At 45.2% G+C, this 18,909-nt stretch carries 15 protein-coding genes and 4 pseudogenes; 15 read left to right on the top strand and 4 right to left on the bottom strand.

The window, feature by feature from the left end:
• Positions 1-397: 397 nt before the first annotated feature.
• Together JCM2765_RS08865 and JCM2765_RS08860 are read left to right on the top strand one after the other, a co-directional pair.
• Positions 398-1,402 (top strand): C40 family peptidase, encoded by a 1,005-nt coding sequence (locus JCM2765_RS08865; RefSeq protein WP_054736104.1) that lies wholly within the window; start codon positions 398-400, stop codon positions 1,400-1,402.
• Between the two features lie 138 nt (positions 1,403-1,540).
• Entirely contained in the window at positions 1,541-1,747 is a 207-nt protein-coding gene (locus JCM2765_RS08860) for a hypothetical protein (RefSeq protein ID WP_054736102.1), read from the top strand.
• A 194-nt stretch (positions 1,748-1,941) separates the two neighbouring features.
• Here the strand turns inward: JCM2765_RS08860 and JCM2765_RS08855 are convergent, their stop codons facing one another.
• The 3 genes and pseudogenes from JCM2765_RS08855 to JCM2765_RS08845 form a co-directional block, all read right to left on the bottom strand.
• Positions 1,942-2,823: a diacylglycerol/lipid kinase family protein gene (locus tag JCM2765_RS08855; protein ID WP_225352046.1), complete on the bottom strand. Its 882-nt coding sequence runs from the start codon at positions 2,821-2,823 to the stop codon at positions 1,942-1,944.
• A gap of 126 nt (positions 2,824-2,949) precedes the next feature.
• Positions 2,950-4,625: pseudogene (gene rnjA / locus JCM2765_RS08850) on the bottom strand (ribonuclease J1).
• The gene (locus JCM2765_RS08845; protein WP_054736100.1) at positions 4,622-4,840 is read right to left on the bottom strand and encodes a DNA-directed RNA polymerase subunit epsilon; all 219 of its coding nucleotides are present in this window, start codon (positions 4,838-4,840) and stop codon (positions 4,622-4,624) included. Before JCM2765_RS08845 ends, rnjA begins: the two are co-directional and overlap by 4 nt.
• A 295-nt stretch (positions 4,841-5,135) precedes the next feature.
• Between JCM2765_RS08845 and JCM2765_RS08840 the strand changes: the two genes are divergently transcribed.
• A complete protein-coding gene (locus JCM2765_RS08840; RefSeq protein WP_057151649.1) occupies positions 5,136-5,648 on the top strand; it encodes a hypothetical protein in 513 nt (170 codons plus the stop codon).
• Positions 5,649-5,750: 102 nt separating this feature from the next.
• Here the strand turns inward: JCM2765_RS08840 and def are convergent, their stop codons facing one another.
• Complete coding sequence (def, locus tag JCM2765_RS08835) at positions 5,751-6,311, bottom strand: peptide deformylase (RefSeq protein WP_054736095.1); 561 nt, start codon at positions 6,309-6,311, stop codon at positions 5,751-5,753.
• A gap of 292 nt (positions 6,312-6,603) precedes the next feature.
• Between def and pdhA the strand changes: the two genes are divergently transcribed.
• The 12 genes and pseudogenes from pdhA (at position 6,604) to JCM2765_RS08775 (ending at position 18,789) form a co-directional block, all read left to right on the top strand.
• Positions 6,604-7,719, top strand: coding sequence for a pyruvate dehydrogenase (acetyl-transferring) E1 component subunit alpha (pdhA, locus tag JCM2765_RS08830; protein ID WP_054736093.1), 1,116 nt, complete (start codon positions 6,604-6,606; stop codon positions 7,717-7,719).
• A 2-nt stretch (positions 7,720-7,721) separates the two neighbouring features.
• Positions 7,722-8,696: pseudogene (locus JCM2765_RS08825) on the top strand (alpha-ketoacid dehydrogenase subunit beta).
• A 33-nt stretch (positions 8,697-8,729) separates the two neighbouring features.
• Positions 8,730-10,032, top strand: a pseudogene (locus JCM2765_RS08820) (2-oxo acid dehydrogenase subunit E2).
• 9 nt (positions 10,033-10,041) lie between these two features.
• Positions 10,042-11,465 (top strand): annotated as a pseudogene (lpdA, locus tag JCM2765_RS08815) (dihydrolipoyl dehydrogenase).
• A gap of 211 nt (positions 11,466-11,676) precedes the next feature.
• Positions 11,677-11,970, top strand: a complete 294-nt coding sequence (locus JCM2765_RS08810) for a UPF0223 family protein (protein ID WP_054736091.1) — start codon at positions 11,677-11,679, stop codon at positions 11,968-11,970.
• On the top strand, positions 11,970-12,746 hold the full coding sequence (locus tag JCM2765_RS08805) for an inositol monophosphatase family protein (RefSeq protein ID WP_054736089.1): 777 nt from the start codon (positions 11,970-11,972) through the stop codon (positions 12,744-12,746). Before JCM2765_RS08810 ends, JCM2765_RS08805 begins: the two co-directional genes overlap by 1 nt.
• Before the next feature lie 142 nt (positions 12,747-12,888).
• Positions 12,889-14,724 (top strand): translational GTPase TypA, encoded by a 1,836-nt coding sequence (gene typA / locus JCM2765_RS08800; protein ID WP_054736088.1) that lies wholly within the window; start codon positions 12,889-12,891, stop codon positions 14,722-14,724.
• A 504-nt stretch (positions 14,725-15,228) separates the two neighbouring features.
• On the top strand, positions 15,229-16,398 hold the full coding sequence (locus JCM2765_RS08795) for an FtsW/RodA/SpoVE family cell cycle protein (RefSeq protein ID WP_425568479.1): 1,170 nt from the start codon (positions 15,229-15,231) through the stop codon (positions 16,396-16,398).
• The gene (locus tag JCM2765_RS08790; RefSeq protein WP_054736086.1) at positions 16,399-16,689 is read left to right on the top strand and encodes a YlbG family protein; all 291 of its coding nucleotides are present in this window, start codon (positions 16,399-16,401) and stop codon (positions 16,687-16,689) included.
• Positions 16,689-17,246: a 16S rRNA (guanine(966)-N(2))-methyltransferase RsmD gene (rsmD, locus tag JCM2765_RS08785; protein WP_054736084.1), complete on the top strand. Its 558-nt coding sequence runs from the start codon at positions 16,689-16,691 to the stop codon at positions 17,244-17,246. The genes JCM2765_RS08790 and rsmD overlap by 1 nt, the downstream gene beginning before the upstream one ends.
• A 6-nt stretch (positions 17,247-17,252) precedes the next feature.
• Positions 17,253-17,723 carry a pantetheine-phosphate adenylyltransferase gene (gene coaD / locus JCM2765_RS08780; protein ID WP_054736082.1) on the top strand — a complete coding sequence of 157 codons (471 nt, stop codon included), beginning with the start codon at positions 17,253-17,255 and terminating at the stop codon, positions 17,721-17,723.
• 16 nt (positions 17,724-17,739) lie between these two features.
• Positions 17,740-18,789: a SepM family pheromone-processing serine protease gene (locus tag JCM2765_RS08775; RefSeq protein WP_054736080.1), complete on the top strand. Its 1,050-nt coding sequence runs from the start codon at positions 17,740-17,742 to the stop codon at positions 18,787-18,789.
• The last annotated feature ends 120 nt before the right edge of the window (positions 18,790-18,909 follow it).

The raw sequence follows: 18,909 nt of genomic DNA, 5'->3' as shown, positions 1-18,909 counted from the left end.
TCCATGATTAATGCGCCAATGAAGCCAAGTTTCACAAACTTCGTACACTATCGCTGGACACAAACGTAAACACAAAAAGAAGCACTAAAACCCTACAGAAATGAAACAATACTAGATAGAATGTCTGATATTAGAATAGAATTGAGGAATGTTGGTTTTGTCACAAACTTGTAACGTGACCGTAACGTTGACATGAATTTGTGAGCTGAAGCCCGGTACATTAGGATTTGCATTTAGAAAACGGTAACAAATGCCATGGAAAATCCATCGTATCGCAAGAGATTCTTAAGCTTTTTGGGGAAAAATTTAGAAAATGTGTTAAGATAAATTTGTAATTCTATAAAAGCGCCATCACCGAACGCTGAAAAACGCGATAAAACAGGAGGGGTGATCCGATTTGGGAAAACAACACACATCTGTAAAAGTCATCACGGCTGGTATGATTGGGGCCGCTGGCTTCATGTTAGCCGGGCCTGTGCAATCTGCAAGTGCTAAGACGGTTACAGTAAAATCGGGGGATACCGTCTGGCAACTTGCCACTAAGTACGGCGTCTCTATGAGCCAATTAGAAAAGAGTAACCACCTTAAGAACGGGGTTATTTATGCAGGTCAAAAGTTAGTCTTATCAAGTAGTAAGGCAACGACCACTAACACAACAACGACGACAACTAAAACCACGACAAAAAAGGCGAACGCAGCTGCTGCATCTGTTAGCAGCTTATCGTCAACATCAACTGCAACCGCATCTACATACACCGTGAAATCTGGAGATACACTCTGGAAGATTAGTAAAAAATACGGCGTGTCGTTAGCTCAATTAAAGCAATGGAACGGCTTAAAGAGCGACATGATTGCTGTTGGTCAAAAATTAGCTGTTAAGAAGGCTGCAGCAACGAGTACGGCGTATTCTTCAGCAACAGTAACAACCACGCCTAAGGCAACGAAATCAGCAACAACAACGGCTAAGAAAGCAACAACCAAAGCCGCAACAACGTCAACGACTACCAAGGCAACGACCACTAAAGCGGACGCCGCCGCAACGACTTCCGTTGCTAGTTATGCGGTTAGTTTAGTTTCGAAGAACATCCCTTACGTTTGGGGCGGGGCTTCGTTAAAGGGCATGGACTGCTCAGGGTTGACGCAGTACGTCTACGCACACACAACTGGTGTTAGCCTGCCACATAACACCGTTGCACAAGAAAAGATGGTGTCAAAGCACTCTGTTGGTTCAGCGGTCCCAGGTGACCTGTTGTTCTGGGGTGCCAGTGGCGCAACTTACCACGTGGGTATCTACATTGGTAACAACGAGTATGTCAATGCACCAGTTCCTGGCGAAAACGTCCAAATTGCGACGATCAGTAAGTATTTCGCACCAAGCTTTGCCGGAACGGTCAACGGATAATAATAGTTAGAGATTAATAAGAGGCTTTACGAAAAACTTAGTTCACAATTTGGGGTATTGGTGTTATAGTCATTTTTGTTTTTTAAATTATTAAAAAATTACTTAATTAATTATGCTGAGATAAAGGGGTGTAATCCGATGAGTAATCGACTAGAAATTCTCACTGAATACCGATTAGCGAATCATCAACTTGACGAACTGAAGTTAACTGAATGCAAACAGGTACAGCCCACTGATCAAACGGTGACGATTGAACCTAAGTATGGGCGCGCAATGAAGGATTTATCCGATAAGTGTGCTAACTTGAATATGATTTTAGAGGCCATGGCGGCGTCTGAAGACTAAGAGCTTTCCGAAAAGGGGGCTCTTTTTTGTTTCGTCAAAATAATCAATCAATTCAAAACACACCCCCGTAGATACCAAGGTAGGTATCCACAGGGGTGTGTTTATATATGAGTATAGTTTATATAGTCGGATCGATCCAAAAAGGATACGTGGCTGATTCGAAGTAGGTATCCCAGTAACGGCCACCCATCTCTTCACCATCGGTCTGACCGTATTCGATTGCCGGAACGACGAGGTGCAGTTTGTTCATGATAGTGGTGAACCGCTTTGAGTTTCAAGTGTTTACCAAGTAAAATCATAAAGCCGATATAAATCAATTGTGGCAGGTGCTTTTTTTCGATCACAATTAAATCTAAAGCGGGTTCGCTGATCGAAGCAGACGGAACAACCTTGAGACCGTTCCCGAAGTAGGGGTGGTTGGCAATCGTTACCAGATAAGCTTTAGGGTACATATCCCGGTGACGGCCAACGTGAACGGTCATTGGAAATGCAGTTTGGTTGTAGCACACGCCAATAATTGCTGCGAGAATTCGGAGTTTATTGAGGTGTAGGCGACTGAGAATCGATTTCGTCTTCGTGCTATTAGCGCTATTGACCACGGCCGCATCAAAACCGATACCTACGTTGTTTGTAAATGCACCAGTTGTTTGTTTGCCGGTGTCGGTATAGGTTCCGATGGTAACGGTGTTCTTAGTCGTACAGTTTATAATTTGATCTAGAGCGGCACGCCAATTAGTGGCCATGTTTAAACCCTTGGCAAAATTATTATTGAGACCAACTGGCAGACAAGCAATTGGTATCGGGGTGTTAAGGTGAGCGGAAATCAACCCGTTCAAGGTTTCGTGAAGCGTGCCATCACCACCAATTGCGAGAACCACAGAATTGGTCAACTGCTGGCCTGAGGCCTGTTTGGCAAATTGGCGTGCTAATTCGGACGCGTGGCCTGGATATTGCGTTCGCGTCAACTGATAGGCTAACTGGCGTTGATCCAAAATTGCTTTAATTTCCGGCCAAAGACCCTTTGCACGACCGTTTCCAGCCGTTTCATTTAAGATAATGTAAAAACTCACTGACACCTTAACACCCATCCTCTCGAAAATCATACTCGTACATTATAACGGACTTTTTTCGTTTGGGCTAGATTGAAGAATTGAAAGTTAAAAAAAGATTACGCAATTCGACTTGAATTGCGTAATCTAGGGTTAATCCATAATTAACATTGGTAAAATCATTGGGTGACGTTCAGTTTTCTCGTAAAGGAAATTCTGAAGGTCATCAATGATGGCGTTTCGAATTGAAGCTTCATTTGCTTTCTTAGAACGCATTGCCCGACGAATCGTTGAGAAGACCAACCGACGACCTTCGTTTAACAATTCACCTGATTCACGCATGTAAACAAAACCACGTGACAGGAGGTCTGGGCCGGCTGGATAATTTTATCCTTTAAGTTGATCGTTGCGACAACAACAACGAGACCTTCTTCAGAAAGTAATTGGCGATCACGGAGAACAACGTTGCCGATATCGCCAATGCCACTGCCGTCAATGTAAACATCGCCAGCGGTAAAGTGACCCGCGATTCGAGCGGAGTCCTTAGTTAAGGCCAAGACGTCACCGTTTTCCATAATAAAACTATGGTCAAGTGGGACGCCACATTGCTCAGCTAATTCGGTATGGATCTTTAACATCCGGTATTCACCGTGAATTGGCATGAAATACTTCGGTTTCATCAACCGCAACATCAGTTTTTGTTCTTCTTGGCCACCGTGACCAGAAGTATGGATGTTATTGACCTTACCATGAATGACGTTAGCACCGGCTTCTTCCAATTCGTTGATGACGTGGTTAACGCTCACAGTGTTCCCAGGAATTGGGTTACTTGAGAAAATAACCGTATCATCGGGTTGAATTGAAATCTGACGGTGGGTACCGTTAGCGATTCGTGATAGCGCAGCCATCGGTTCACCCTGAGAACCTGTACAAAGGATCATGACCTTGTTAGCAGGGAGTGAACGAAGATCGTTGGCGTCAACCAGCGCTTCATCAGGGATGTTGAGGTAGCCGAGTTCACGACCGTTAACGATAGCGGCTTCCATGCTTCGACCAAAGACGGCAATCTTACGACCGTGAGCCAAGGCTGTTTCACAGGCGGTTTCAATCCGGGAGATGTTTGACGCGAAGGTGGCGAAAATAATCCGCCCTTCAACTTGATCAAAAATCTTTCGAATTGACTTGCCAACCCATTTTTCAGACTTCGTCCAGATGGGACGTTCGGCATTGGTACTGTCGGCCATCAGACAAAGGACGCCTTCTTCACCAAGCCGAGCCATCCGTTGTAGGTTAGGCGGCTGGTTAGTAACTGGTGTCAGATCGAACTTAAAGTCCCCAGTCTGGACAATAACGCCAGATGGGGTGTGCACTGCGATCCCTAAGGTATCAGGAATCGAGTGGGTGGTTCTAAAGAATGAAACGCTAGTCTTACGGAACTTAAGGACGGTGTCCTCGTTGATTTCGTGCAGTTCGGTTGTCCGTAACAGACCATGTTCATCCAATTTGTTTTTAATGAGGGCAAGCGCTAGTGGCCCGGCATAAATTGGCACATTGAGATCCTTTAAAAGGTAAGGGACCCCACCGATGTGGTCTTCGTGACCGTGGGTGATAACAAGTGCCTTGATTTTTTGCTGGTTGGCAACGAGGTAGTGGTAATCCGGAATCACATAATCGATTCCAAGTAACTCGTCTTCGGGGAACTTGATGCCGGCATCAATGAGGATGATTTCATCCTGAAATTGAATCCCGTAAGTGTTTTTCCCGATTTCACCAAGACCACCAACGCCAAAAATTGCAGTTTCGTTATTTTTGACGTTTAGTTTTTTCATTGATTAAACTCCGTCAATTCGTAATTTGGATCTTGTTGTTCGTATTCAAGGAACTTACCCTCTAGTGGTTCGATGAATTCGATGTTGTGCTTGGTATTAGCAGCAACCAAAGCGCGTGCGTCAACTTCCGTTTCAGCATCGATGTAAAGGGACTTCGTGTCCTCACGCTTAGGGTTGCGAATCTGGTCTTCTTGATAGTAAACTTTAAAAATCATAGTGACAGGTAAACTTCCTTTCTATAAATACCGTTAAAATCAACGGGTTGATTAAGGGAGCCTAATCAACCTTTTCTTTGTAACCGAACGTCTTGTTGAGATCAACAACAGTTGCTTATATACTATCATATTGGGAAATGAATGTATAGTGAGGACGCTAGGTGACCTTTAATGACAACACCAGTGATTTCGCAACTAAAACAACTGACTGGTAGCGCTTAGAAACTAAGCGGATTTTGATATCACTCGGGTCAAAGAATGTGCTACTATAAAATGAGAAAGTGGGGTGGTCAAGATGATGGGACGAACGCTAACGATTGTGATTGCAATCGTTGTCGCAGTGGTGTTGTACTTGTTGATCCATCGATTAATTGTTAGCCGGGCGACTAAGACTGCCCAACTAGCGGCGTTAGACCAAACGAAGGTGGCGCTATTGGCTGCGTTACAACGGTTAGCAGATGAGCGATTCATCACCGATCCTGCAACGTTATTATCGGCATCTGTGATTCCAGATGGCTGGGGACGCGGTGTGATGGCCTTTGAATTTATTCTCCGAATGGATGATGTCACGGATGAACAACTGCCACTTGTTCGTCAACGATTAAACCACTTGCTGGCGGAATTTTGTCAGGACGAACACGTTGAATCGGCGGTAGCAGACGGACAATCCGCTTTTCTAGTGACTGACGCTTGGCGCCACACGATTCGAGTTCATCTAGGGGTTGCCTATCTCGTCAACGAAGCGACGATTGAGTACATTCAAGATTTGCGACGGATGGATGCTTCTCAAATCAATCAAACAGAATAGTTTAGTTAGTTATAGAAGAAAGTGCAAAAAACACGTCAACGGTTATCCTCAAATTTGAGGATAACCGTTGACGTGTTTTGTTGAGCAGTTAAGTAATTAGCGTTATTCGAACAGCACCGTGTCATCACTGACTTCAAATGGATGCTCGTGATCAATATGGTCGTAGAACAAGACACCGTGTAAGTGATCGATTTCGTGTTGGCACACAATTGCTGGATAGTGCTTCAACCGAATCTTGTGGGTTTCACCCGTTGTGTCTTGGTAACGGAGGGTAATGCGGTCATGACGTGGTACGAATCCTGGGACGTCTTTGTCAACTGATAAACAACCTTCGCCTTCCGTCAAAGCCCCGGCTTGGACGGAGTGACTAATAATGACGGGATTAATGATCACGTCGGTAAATGGTGATTTACCACCATCTTCAGGCGCGGGTACGAGAACGGCGGCCATCATTTTGGAAACGCCAACTTGAGGCGCTGCTAAACCGACGCCAGCACGAAGACCGTACTTTTCGCATTGTTCAGGATCTTGGCTAACCACCAAGTATTCCATCATATCATCTGCCAACTTTTGATCTTCTTCAGAAAGCGGAAAACTGACCTGTGCTGCTTCTTGACGAAGAACTGGATCGCCATCTCTGACGATATCTTTCATTAAAATCAAGACCATTACCTCCGATGTATAAACAAGTACTTAATTAATTAATCTTATCATATCTTCTTTGGAATATGAAATCAAAAAAATGTGATTAAAAACACAAACATTTTTTCAGAAAACGCAATCCCTTGACTGAAAGGCAACTTGGCGAATTTTGCGATATAAAAGTAATGAAAGGGCTTGCATGATTTGTGAAAGCGTGTTAATTTAAGAGTGTAGTTGAGAAAGCAAACGGTTTCAAAAGGATGGTTGACGTCCTGAAACTGAATGCATACAAACGGAAAGGAAAGTGTTAGTTATGGCGAAGAAAACTGGGCATGTGATTGATTTAGCGTCAATTAAAGCCAAGATGAGCGATCCTTATAAGAAAACATTCCAAATTGTGAATGAAAAAGGTGAGATCGTCAATCAAGAACTTTTCGATACTTTTTCAGATGATCAATTAGTTGATTTTATGGAAAAGATGGTTTGGGAACGTGCCTTGCATGAACAAACAATGAACTTCTCTCGTCAAGGTCGGTTAGGCTTCTACGCCCCAACCTTTGGTGAGGAAGCTAGTGAAATGGGTTCAATTGCTGCTTTCAAGGAGCAAGACTTCCTATTCCCAGCCTACCGTGACTTACCACAATTAATTCAACACGGTGCATCCGTTGCCCAAGGCTTCTTATGGTCAAAGGGTAACGCGGTTGGTGATGATTACGGCGACCAACGCAACTGGTTCCCACAAATCATCATTGGTGCGCAATACGTTGAAATGGCCGGTGCCGCTTTAGGTATCAAGAAGAACGGTGAAGAAGATACGGTTGCCTTTGTTTACACTGGTGATGGTGGTACTTCACAGGGTGACTTCTATGAAGGTGTTAACTTTGCATCATCATTCCAAGCTCCCGCAGTCTTCATGGTTCAAAACAACGGCTGGGCAATTTCAGTACCACGTTACAAGCAAACTGCTGCTGAAACCTTGGCTCAAAAGGGTGTTGCTTCAGGTGTTCCAGGTATCCAGGTTGATGGGATGGACGTATTGGCTGTCTACATTGCAACTAAGGAAGCTCGTGAATTCGCTGCTGCCGGCAACGGTCCTGCATTAGTTGAAACGTTAACTTATCGTTTCGGTGCTCACTCAAGTGCCGGCGATGATCCTAGTCGTTACCGGACTAAGGAAGAAGAAAAACCTTGGTTCGATGCCGATCCATTGATTCGGATGAGAAAAGTCTTGACCGACAAGGGATTATGGTCACAAGAAAAAGAAGACAAGCTTGTTGATGAATACAAGACCAGCTTCAAGGATGCAATGAAGGAAGCTGAAAATACACCAACGCAATCAGTTGTTGATATGTTGAAGACCACGTTCGAAGAACCAACTCCACAAATCAAAGCTGACATTGCAAGATTCGAAGCAAAGGAGTCGAAGTAACCATGGCTAAATTAACTTACATTAAAGCAATCACAGATGGTTTAGATGTCGTTTTAGGCGAAGATCCAAAAACGTTGATCTTTGGTGAAGACGTTGGTAAAAACGGTGGTGTGTTCCGGACTACCGAAGGCTTACAAGACAAGTACGGCGAAGACCGTGTCTTTGATACCCCATTAGCTGAATCAGGATCTTAGGTTTATCAATTGGGTTAGCTGCAACTGGCTGGCGTCCAATTCCTGAAATCCAATTCATGGGCTTTACTTTCGAAGCTGTTGACTCAATTGGTGGTCAAATGGCACGTAACCGTTTCCGTTTCAGCGGCAAACGCGCAATGCCAATCACTATTCGGACACCATTTGGTGGTGGTACTCATACCGCTGAAATGCACGCCGATAACTTGGAAAACTACTTTGTAGGGACTCCAGGTTTGCGGGTTGTTACACCAGCTAACCCATATGATGCAAAGGGCATGATCATTTCAGCCGTTGAAAACAACGACCCAGTGCTCTTTATGGAAAACTTGAAGTTATATCGTTCAATGAAGGACGAAATTCCTGAAGGCAAGTACACTGTTCCCCTAGACACCGCTAAGGTTGTTCGTGAGTACTGACATCACATTGGTTGCTTACAGTGCTGAAGTCAACGAATCACTTAAGGTTGCTGACAAGTTAGCTAAGGAAAACATTTCTGCTGAAGTGATCGACTTACGCTCATTATCACCAATCGACACTGACACCATCTTCAAGTCAGTTGAAAAGACTCACAAGGTAGTTGTCATTCAAGAAGCTCAAAAGATGGCTGGCGTTGGCGCCCAAGTTGCTTCAGAAATTGCCGAACACGCAATTATGAACCTTGATGCCCCAATCGGCCGGGTTGCTGCTCCTGATACTGTTTACCCTTGGGCCCAAGTTGAAAACGACTGGCTTCCAAACGCTGACGATATCGAAGAAAAAGCACGCGAAATTTTGAACTACTAAACACACTTTGTGATATAGAAAGGAAGTTTTCCCATGGCTTTTGCATTCAAACTCCCTGAGCTTGGTGAAGGGATGGCCGAAGGTGAAATTGCATCATGGCTTGTTAAAGAAGGGGACGCTGTTAAGGAAGACGACGTTTTAGTCGAAATCCAAAACGACAAGTCCGTTTCAGAATTGCCATCACCTGTGGCTGGGACTATTAAGAAAATTGTTAAACAAGAAGCGAAACTGCCGAAATCGGTGACACATTAGTTGAAATCGATGACGGTTCACCTGACACACCAGAAGATGATGCACCAGCTGAAGAAGCAGCACCAGCCGCTGAAGCACCTGCTGAAGCTGCACCTGCAGCACCAGCCGCTCCTGCAGCCGCACCAGCTGCCGCAACCGGTGTTCCTGCTCAATCAGATCCTAACAAGTTAGTTTTGGCAATGCCATCTGTTCGTCAATATGCACGTGACAAGGGCGTTGACATCACTGCTGTTACCCCAACTGGGAAGCATGGCCAAATCGTTAAGGCTGACATTGACAACTTTAACGGCGCCGCTGCACCAGCTGCCGCAGCCGCTGCTCCTGCAGCCGCAGCCGCACCAGCCGCAGCTCCAATCAAGCCATACGTTTCTGACGAACCAGAACTTGAAACCCGTGAACCAATGTCAATGGTTCGTAAGGTTATTGCTAAGGCAATGCGGACTTCTAAGGATATCTCACCACACGTTACTTCATTCCAAGATGTTGAAGTATCAGCTTTGATGGCTAACCGTAAGAAGTACAAGCAAGCTGCTGCTGACAAAGAGATCCACTTGACCTTCTTGCCATACATCGTTAAGGCAATGGTTGCTGTTTTGAAGGAATTCCCAGAATTCAACGCTTCAATTGACAGCGCTTCCGAAGAAATTGTTTACAAGCACTACTTCAACGTTGGTATCGCAACGGATACCCCTCACGGCTTGTATGTACCAAACATCAAGAACGCTGATTCTAAAGGCTTGTTTGAAATTGCCAAGGAAATTACCGATAACACCCAAGCTGCTTACGACAACAAGTTGAGTGCTAAGGCAATGTCTGGTGTTCAATCACTATCAGTAACGTTGGTTCAATTGGTGGTGGCTTCTTCACCCCAGTTATCAACCAACCAGAAGTTGCTATCTTAGGTGTTGGTAAGATTGCTAAGGAACCTTACGTCAACGAAGATGGCGAAATCGAAGTTGGCAACATGTTGAAGTTATCATTGAGTTACGATCACCGTTTGATCGATGGTGCCTTAGCTCAACGTGCTTTGAACAAGTTGAACGACTTGCTTCATGATCCACAATTGTTATTAATGGAAGGATGAGACCCGCATATGTCAGATGTTGAAAAACGCGATACTGTCATTATTGGTGCCGGCCCTGGTGGGTACGTTGCCGCAATCCGCGCAGCCGAATTAGGCCAAAGCGTGACAGTAATTGAAAAATCAGATACTTTAGGCGGTGTTTGCCTAAACGTAGGTTGTGTGCCTTCAAAGGCGTTGATCAATGCTGGTCATCGTTTCCAAGACGCTAAGGACGCCTCAACCTTCGGCATCACCACCCAAGCCCCATCAATCGACTTCTCCAAGACGCAAGCTTGGAAAGACGAAAAGGTGGTTGCTCGGATGACGAGTGGTGTCAAGATGTTGCTCAAGAAGCACAAAGTTGATGTCATCCAAGGTGAAGCCGTACTTGATTCAGACACTAAGTTACGTGTCGTTTCAACTGGTCCAAAGCAATTTATGAGTGCTGATGATGGTTTGACCATTGAATTCAAGAACTTAATCATTGCTACTGGTAGCCGTCCAATCGAAATCCCTGGCTTTAAGTTCAGCGGTCGGGTCCTTGACTCAACTGGTGGTTTGAACTTACCAGCTATTCCTAAAGAATTTGTTGTTATCGGTGGTGGTTACGTTGGAACTGAATTGGCTGGCGCATACGCTAACCTCGGTTCACACGTTACCATTCTTGAAGGCACGAATTCCATCTTGCCAAACTTTGACAAAGATATGGTTAAGGTTGTCTTGAGCCAGATGAAGAAGAAGGGCATTGACGTTATTACCAACGCCATGGCCAAGAAGTCTGAACAAGATGATAAGAGTGTTACTGTCACTTATGAAGTTGACGGTAAAGCTTCAACCATTACAGCGGATTACGTCATGGTCACTGTTGGCCGTCGCGCTAACACTGATGACATTGGTCTTGAAATGACCAGTGTTAAGACTGGCGATCACGGTTTGATCGAAGTTGACTCACAAGGTCGTACTTCTGTACCAAACATCTTCGCTATCGGCGATATCGTTGCTGGTCCTGCATTGGCTCACAAGGCATTCTTCGAAGCTAAGACTGCTGCTGGTGCCATTGCTGGCAAGAACACTGCTAACGACTGGGTTGGCGTTCCGGCTGTCTGCTTTGCAGACCCAGAATTGGCAACTGTCGGTTTGACTCAGAGTGAAGCCAAGGACAAGGCTTAGATGTTACGACAGCTAAGTTCCCATTCGCTGGTAACGCTCGGGCCGTATCATTGGATCAACCAGATGGCTTCGTTCGTTTGGTAACGACCAAGGATACGAATGCGGTTGTTGGTGCTCAAGTTGTTGGACCTGGTGCATCTGATTTGATTGCTGAATTGAGCTTAGCAGTTAACAGCGGCATGAACGCTGAAGACATTGCTTTGACCATTCACCCACACCCAACGTTGAGTGAACCAATCCAAGAAGCAGCTGATGTTGCTATTGGATTCCCAACTCACATCTAAACCTGTATATGGTTAATGTCAAAAAGGTTCAGGACGGTTGTCCTGAGCCTTTTTGTGGTGTCTACAGAGGGGGTGCGAGAGGCGCAAAAAATCACTACTGCTGTGATGGTCATATTTGAGCGGCCACAATGCTAGGGCTATCTCTGAAGCCGAAACCGCGGTATAATCGACTGCAGAAGTATGGTGAGATTAAGAACAGGAGAATTTTAGGATGAAAAACTATTCGTATCCACTGGCCGATGATTGGACGACCGACGAAATCGTGGTTGTAACGACGCTGTATCAACGTTTAGAGGATGCCTATGAATTAAATCAGGGTGTTTCTAAGCAAGCATTGCTGGCAGCTTATCAAGCATTTAAAGAAATTGTGCCATCGAAGTCGCAGGAAAAACAACTTGGCCGACAATTCGAGACGTTAACTGGATACAGTTTGTACCGAACAATGAAGGCCGCCCGAGAAACGACCCGTAAGTCAGTTAAAATGGTGTTAGGAGGATCACATTAATGGATCAAGGACAGTTGCAAGAAATTGATCAAACGGTGAAAGGCTGGTTGAGAGACTCTAGAAAATTTGTATTAACTAAAATGGCGGAGAAGCTCAACGTTGCTGAGAAGTCTAGTCGCAAAGATCTTGTAACCAACGTTGATAAGGCTAATGAACAATTTTTAATTGAACGAATCCGACAATTTTCACCTGATAGTCAAATTCTTGGTGAAGAAGGCTTTGGCGATAAGATTACTGAAACGTCAGGCTGGGTCTGGGTGGTTGATCCGATTGATGGTACGATGAACTTTGTGAAGCAGCAAGATCACTTTGCAACGATGATTGCCCTCTATATTGATGGTCAGGGCGTTCTAGGCTACATTAATGACATTATGAACGATGACCTTTATTCAGGCGGGCCACAACTAGGGGTTTTTAAAAATGAGCAGCGGTTACCAGCACCAGCCAACTTAGGGTTAGCTGATGGCTTGATCGGTATCAGTGGCCCGCTGATCTTACGCAATCAATTTAATATGCAAATTGTCGCTGAAAAAAGTGCGGGCGTTCGGGCTTATGGTTCAGCGGGAATTGAAATCAGTCACATTTTATCCGGAAAATTAAACGGCTACATTTCCTATTTAAAGCCTTGGGACTTTGGCGCCGGAAAAATTTTAGCAGAAACTCTCGGTCTGTCGGTGACAACAGTTGACGGGAAGCCACTTGGTATGCTATCATCAGACTTCGTAATGGTAGCAACGGAAAAAGCACAACGAGACATTCTGCCAATCGTCGGTTAAAACGTCGGACTGTGACATGCGCGTCACAGTTTTTTTATGGCGTTAAGTCAAGGTGTAGGGTGTTGCCAATTGCGCTACACGCTTGACCGTTAAATCGACCGTTTAATTAAGAGTTACGTTTTACGAAAGGAAGAACAACATTTTGAAAACCAGAGATGACATTCGCAACATCGCAATTATTGCCCACGTTGACCACGGTAAGACTACCTTGGTTAATGAATTACTTAAACAATCAGATACATTAGATGAACACGTGGAAATTGCCGACCGGGCACTTGATTCTAATGATATCGAAAAAGAACGTGGGATTACGATTCTTTCGAAGAACACCGCTGTGCGTTATGGCGACAAGCAAATCAACATTTTGGATACCCCAGGACACGCTGACTTCGGTGGTGAAGTTGAACGGATCATGCGAATGGTTGATGGTGTGTTGTTGGTCGTGGATGCCTATGAAGGAACCATGCCACAAACTCGGTTCGTTTTGAAGAAGGCTTTGGATCAACACTTGACCCCAATCGTGGTTATCAACAAAGTTGACCGTCCTGGCTCACGCCCTTCAGAAGTCGTTGACGAAGTTTTGGACCTGTTCATTGAATTAGGTGCTGACGAAGATCAATTGGACTTCCCGGTGGTTTACGCTTCTGCTATGAACGGGACTTCAAGTTTTGATCCTGATTTAGCAACCCAAGAACACACGATGAAGCCAGTCTTTGACACCATCGTTGACCACATTCCAGCTCCAATCGATAACTCTGACGAACCACTTCAATTCCAAGTGGCAATGTTAGATTACAACGATTTCGTTGGCCGGGTTGGTATTGGCCGGATCTTCCGTGGGAAAGTTAAGGTTGGTGACAACGTTACAGTTATGAAGTTAGACGGTTCAACTAAGAACTTCCGGGTAACGAAGTTATTTGGGTTCTTCGGCTTGAAGCGTTTGGAAATCAACGAAGCCAAAGCCGGTGACTTGATTGCCGTTTCTGGGATGGAAGACATCAACGTTGGTGAAACGGTTACGGCGCAAGATACGCAAGAAGCATTACCAATCTTACGGATCGATGAACCAACCCTTCAAATGACTTTCCGGACCAACAACTCACCATTTGCTGGTCAAGACGGTAAGTTTGTGACGAGTCGCCAATTGGAAGACCGTTTACGGACTGAATTGGAAACTGACGTGTCGTTACGAGTTGATGACACCGACGAACCAGGGGCCTGGACTGTTTCAGGTCGTGGGGAATTGCATTTATCAATTCTGATTGAAACTTTGCGTCGTGAAGGCTTTGAATTACAAGTATCACGTCCAGAAGTTATCTACCGCGACGTTGATGGTCAACAATGCGAACCTTACGAAGAAGTCCAAATTGACACGCCTGACGAATACACTGGTAGTGTGATCGACAGCTTGTCACAACGTAAGGGTGAAATGCAAAACATGGAAACGACTGATAACGGTCAAACTCGCTTGACGTTCTTAGCGCCATCACGTGGGTTGATCGGTTACTCAACTGAATTCATGTCAATGACCCGTGGTTACGGGATCATGAACCACACCTTTGAAAAGTACGCCCCAGTTATCCGTAACTGGAACCCAGGTCGTTCAAAGGGGACTTTGGTCTCAATGAACGCTGGTAAGGCAACCACTTACGCCATGATGGGTATCGAAAGTCGTGGTCGGTTATTGATCGATCCAGGTACTGACGTGTACGAAGGGATGATCGTTGGTGAAAACAGCCGTGAGAACGATATCACGGTTAACGTTACCAAGGGTAAGAACTTGACCAACGTCCGGGCTGCCGGTTCAGATGATATGGCACGGATCAAGACGCCAACTCACTTCTCATTGGAAGAATCATTGGAATTCTTGAACAGCGATGAATACTGTGAAGTTACGCCAGACCACGTTCGTTTACGGAAGCAAATTCTGGATTCAAATGCACGTGAAAAGGCTGCTAAGAAGCGTCGTCATAACTAATTAAAAAATTAATGCGATCATGCTTTGATTGAGGAGGCATCATGACATCCATTTTGGGTGTTGTGGTGCCTTTTTGCTGTCGCTTGTGTCCAGCGTAAGTGTTGGGTGCGATTGGGGTGAAGGCTGTTTGTCATCGCTTCGCTCGCCAAAGCCGCACGAAAACCGGCGCTCTCAGGCTACAAAATTCGGCGCCACTTAGGTTGCTATTTCCGGGGTTCCTGAAGTAGCTGGAGCTTGTCAACCACGCGCTTTCTGGCCACCACGCCGAATGGTGCTGCGCGAGACTGAGAGCTGCATGTAAGGGGCTTCGATAAAACCGCCAGGCCCGGGCGCTTTCACCGAAGCCCCTTACATTACGCTCTCAACCCGTCTCGCTCCGCACACTTACGCTGGACACAAACGATAACGAATTTCAGTTACATTTTTGTAAGGTTTTAGCCCACCAAACCCGCAACTGCATAGGTTATGCTATAATCTAAAGAGTTTACTTGAGAATTTTTTGGAATGGCGTGGAATGAAATGAAAAGGTTAAAAAAATTAGATTACTTAATTATTGTGCCGTACCTGACACTGTGTGCAATTGGCATCGTAATGGTTTATTCGTCCAGCGCGAATGTCGCAATTCAAAACGGTTCTTCGCCGACTGCTTACCTGATTAAGCAAGTGATGTGGGTGATAGTAGGAATGGTTTTGACCGGGTTTGTCACCGCGATGAATTTTCGAAAATGGCAAACGAAGGTTATGATAATTGGTGGCTTTTGCGTCTTCTTGCTTTTTTTTATTTATCTGTTAGCAAAAGGGCAGACGGTTAACGGAGCTGCGGGGTGGATTTCATTTGGTTCAATAAATTTGCAACCTGCCGAGTTTGTTAAATTTTATTTGATTATTCTGGTTGCTCATGCGTTGGCTAGCCCTAAGCGAGAGTCGGAGTTACTAGGTGGTCATTGGTGGTGGACGATGCGTGGGCCACTAATTATAAGCGCAATTCTCACTGGGTTGGTTTTTATACAACCCGATATGGGGAGTGCGTCGATTATTACCGCAATTATTTATATGATGTGTCTCGCGAGTGGTATCCCGGTTAAGCGAAGTTGGAAAATTATCGGCGCGACCTTTGTCGGCATCGTGTTTGTTGCATTTCCAATTGCACTGAAGTTATCTGAAAGTGGCATTGTTAAATCCTATAAACTTGCACGACTGGTTGCCTTTGTCGATCCGTTCGGGCATGCGAAGGATACCGGCCAGCAATTGGTGAACTCCTACTACGCTTTAAGTAACGGTGGTTTATTTGGGGTTGGTCTCGGCAATTCGATTCAAAAACGGGGGTATTTACCAGAACCCAACACCGACTTTATCATGGCCATCACAGGCGAAGAGTTAGGCTTAGCTGCTATTATCGTGATTTTACTATTACTGGGCTTAATCGTCTGGCGGACAATCAAAATTGGGATGCATGCAGATAACGTTTTCGATACGCTAGTTTGTTACGGCGTCGCAACCTACTATGCGGTGCAGGCGTCAATCAACGTCGGTGGGGTAGTCGGATTCTTACCGATCACCGGGGTGACCTTTCCGTTTATTAGCTACGGTGGATCAAGTATGTTATCCCTGACGCTTTGTTTGGGGTTGGTTTTAAATGTGAGTGCTCGAGAACGTGGAAAGAAGGAGAAATAGATGTTAGCCATTCAAGAACGAACGAATTTGATCGTGTACGTGTCTAGTTTGCGACAAGTCCGTCAATTAAAGCGATACGGGCATCTTGAATATGTCTCTAAGCGAATGCGTTACGCGACACTGTACGTGAACGCTGAAGATGCACAATCAACGATTGAACGATTAAAACAATTACGGTTTGTGAAACGGGTGATTGAGTCACCCAAGCAATCATTATTAGCATTGTTGGGCCTTTCGGGGAATCCAACGACTAAAACGGATCAAGTTAAATTTGAGGAGGATGAAGATTAATGCGCGTTGTTGCGGGTGAATACGGTGGCCGGAAACTCCGGGCCGTTCCGGGAATGAAAACCCGGCCTACTACGGATAAAGTGAAGGAGGCTGTCTTCAATATTATCGGCCCTTACTTTGATGGTGGGAACAGTTTGGACCTGTTCGCAGGATCCGGTGGTCTTAGTATTGAAGGGGTATCACGGGGAATTGCACACGCTGTTTTGATTGATCGACAGGGCGCTGCCATTAAGACCATCAAGCAAAACATTGAAGTGACTAAGGAACCAGATAAGTTTACGGTCCTCAAGCGGGATGCGCAGCAAGCAGTTAAAACCCTCAGTCAACAAGGACAACAGTTTAATCTGATTTATTTTGATCCGCCATATAAGGAACAAAAAATCGTTGCTGAAATTGAATTATTGATGCAGTTAGACCTATTGGCAACGGATTGTCGCATCATGTGTGAAACGAATCAAGAGGCAGCCTTGCCTGATACAATTGGGAACTGCCAAGTTCTGGAACGCAAATCCTATGGCATTACCCAAATTACGATTTATCAATATCAAGGAGTGTGAGTTGTTATGACAATTGCGGTTTATCCCGGTAGTTTTGACCCGCTCACGTTGGGCCACCTAGATATTATTGAACGTGCTAGCCGATTATTTGATAAATTGATCGTCACCGTTGGGATCAATACGAATAAGAAGGCCCTGTTTACTACGGAGCGGCGGGTTGAGTTGATCAAACGTAGCGTCGCTCATTTACCAAACGTTTCGGTGCAGGCCGAAGGTGGCCTGACGGTTAAATTCGTTGAGTCAGTTGGCGCATCGGTGATTGTTCGCGGTATTCGAGATACGAAAGACTTTGAATATGAATCAGCGACAGCTAGTATGAACAAGCACCTCAACGAACAAATTGAAACGGTCTTCTTAATGACCGCGCCAAAATACGCCTTTATTTCGTCAACCCTTTTAAAGGAAGTCATGCACTTTGGTGGCGATATTGATTCGTTGGTACCACAAGCAGTGGCTGAGGCGTTAAGAGAAGACTGAAGGTTGGTTTAATTAGATGAAGAAAATATTGAAACAGCGTTGGGTCCGGTACGGCGTTTCGATTGTTGCCGCAATCGTGATCTTGATTGGCTTTTTTTGGCCAATGTCGGCCTATATTGAGTCGCCCGGCTCAGCGGATGATTTAAAATCGTTCGTGACGATTCCGGGGCATGCGGATAAGCAAAAGGGTAAGTTTATGATCACGTCGGTGCAACTAGCTCAGGCGCGACCGTTCACCTATGCGTTGGCGAAGCTGTCGCCGTATAGCTCGATTGAAAGCGAAGCCAGTATCACCGGTGGCCAAAGTAATGACACGTACATGCAGATGCAGAATTTCTACATGCAAAGCGCCATTGATGAAGCCAAAGCGGTTGCCGTTAAAGCTGCCCATAAAAAGGTGACTAAAAAATACCTGGGCATTTACGTGATGCAGATTCAGTCCAATTCGCAGTTTAAAGGTAAACTTAAAGTTGGTGACACCATTACAAAAGTGAATGGGCATCACTTTGAAAGTGCCTACGGGTTTCAAAAATACATCCGTAACCAAAAAGTGGGGACGACACTCCGCGTTCAATACCAGCGGCATGGTAAATTTAAGGTCGTAGCGGCACCGTTGATCAAGCTATCTTCCGGACAACCAGGAATCGGGATTATTTTGACTGATAACGTTAAGGTGACGACTTCGCCTAAGGTCAAGGTTGATCCTGGTCAAATTGGCGGGCCGTCAGGTGGATTGATGTTTAGTCTTCAAATTTACAGCCAGTTGACTGGAAAAAACATCCGTCACGGGCGTAAAATTGCGGGGACGGGGACCATCAACCCAGATGGATCAGTTGGCGAAATTGGTGGCATTGATAAAAAAATTGTTGCTGCTAAAAAGGCGGGCGCAACGATCTTCTTTGCGCCGTACGTTAAGCCAACGAAGGCGATTCTTCAGTTGGAGGAAGGTCACGTCACTAATTATCAATTGGCCAAACGGACAGCTAAAAAAGTTGCCCCGAATATGAAAGTCGTGCCAGTGACGAGCTTTAAGCAGGCGCTTCATTATTTGGAAACTCACCAATAAATTAGTGAAACAATAGAAGTCGGCGTCGCTTTTAGCGATTACCGGCTTCTTTTTTGTGCTTGTGCATGTTTCAGTGATAGTTACTGTCACTTGTGTCCAGCGTAAGTGTTGGTGCGATTT

Origin of the sequence: Secundilactobacillus similis DSM 23365 = JCM 2765 (assembly GCF_001311075.1) — a bacterium.
Lineage (GTDB): Bacteria > Bacillota > Bacilli > Lactobacillales > Lactobacillaceae > Secundilactobacillus > Secundilactobacillus similis.
The sequence above is the reverse complement of the archived record's forward strand: the minus strand, read 5'-3'. Positions and strand labels throughout refer to the sequence as shown.